Below are 1,333 nucleotides of genomic sequence, written 5' to 3'. Positions count from 1 at the left end.
CCAGGTGCTGGCCGTCGCCGGCATCGGGGCCGCGATAGGCGCCGTCGGGGCAGCCCATCCCGTCCTGGGCGTCTCGACTGTCACGCCCACCCTGCTGTCGGCCGGCAGCACGCGCAACACGGTGCCCGCACGGGCGCGGGTGGCGGTGGACATACGCGTTCCGACCGTGGACGCACAGGAATGGATCGACGAGCTCATGCACGCACTCACAGCCCGCACACCCGGCGCCCGGCTGGAGATCCTGGGCGGCCCGCAGCGGCCGCCCATGGAACCGGAATCCTCCGCCGACCTGTTCGCCCTCGCCTACCGCATCGCCGCGGAACTGGGCCAGGAGCCCTTGCGGGCGGCCGCCGTCGGCGGCGCCTCGGACGGCAACTACACCGCAGCGGCGGGCTGTCCGACGTTGGACGGCCTGGGCGCGGTGGGCGGCGGCGCCCACGCGGACACCGAGTACGTCCGGATCGACCGCGTGATCCCCCGCACCCTTCTGCTCGCCCACCTCATCAGCAGGGCCCAGCGATGAGCCGGCCCGCGCGTCATCTCCCGCGCGTCCGCGCCCTGTTCCTCACCGCGTTCACCGCCTCGGCGCTGGCCGCCTGCTCGAGCGGCCCGCAGACCGCACCGGCCGATGAGCCGACACCGGCGCAGACACCGACGCCCGCGCTGACACCGACGAATCAAGCCCCGCCGACCACCCACTCGGCGCTGACCGCCGACCCCTCGTACATCGCCAACAACGTCGTGTACTGGTGGGAATCAGGAGGCGAGGGCGAGCTCGTCAACTCGATCAGCGCGGCCGTCGACGTCCAGGACCTCCGGACCAGCAACGTCTGGGCCTACGACTTCGGACCGTTCTTCGACACCCTCGACCGGATCCGCGAAGACGACCCCATCCCCGACGTCAAGACCCAGGCCACCTGGTCAGCCGCGCTCAAGCATCTCCACGACGGCGCAGGCGACATTTTCGACGCGACCCGGCTGGACGGCATGCAGAGCCAGAGCCCCAGCGAGGCCGCGCAGGAGACCCGTGGCTGGGCAGAGTTCGACGAAGGCATCAAGTATCTCAAGGCGACCCAGAGGCGACTCCACCGCACCTTCGGGCTCACTTTGCTGAACGACCCCTGGAAGGAGGACCTGCAGTGAAGCGCCACGCCCCAGGAGCAGATCACCGACAGATGCTGCCCCTGGGGGCAGGGCAGCAGGCTCTGGTTGACCTTTCACAGGACCGAGATCGCGCGGGGCGAAGACCACCCCGACACCCTGCTCACCGCCTCCAACCTGGCCTGGGGCGCGTGGAGGAGGCTGGAACGATGCGCCGAGGAAGAACGCGCCG

General features: G+C 70.7%; 2 protein-coding genes. Both read left to right on the top strand.

Going from position 1 to position 1,333, the window contains the following annotated elements; genetic code table 11:
• Positions 1–523: M20/M25/M40 family metallo-hydrolase (locus IE312_RS43150; protein ID WP_229900779.1), on the top strand; the 523-nt coding region annotated here is incomplete at its 5' end.
• Positions 520–1,143 carry a hypothetical protein gene (locus tag IE312_RS34340; RefSeq protein WP_189986139.1) on the top strand — a complete coding sequence of 208 codons (624 nt, stop codon included), beginning with the start codon at positions 520–522 and terminating at the stop codon, positions 1,141–1,143. The genes IE312_RS43150 and IE312_RS34340, both read left to right, overlap by 4 nt.
• Positions 1,144–1,333 lie beyond the last annotated feature (190 nt).

The sequence above is a fragment of the Streptomyces capoamus genome (assembly GCF_014654935.1).
Lineage (GTDB): Bacteria > Actinomycetota > Actinomycetes > Streptomycetales > Streptomycetaceae > Streptomyces > Streptomyces capoamus.
This window is presented reverse-complemented; position numbering and strand designations above follow the sequence as displayed.

Excerpts from the sequence above, each read along its gene's own strand:
- IE312_RS34340 (WP_189986139.1), top strand. The coding sequence starts at position 520 with ATGAGCCGGCCCGCGCGTCATCTCCCGCGCGTCCGCGCCCTGTTCCTC.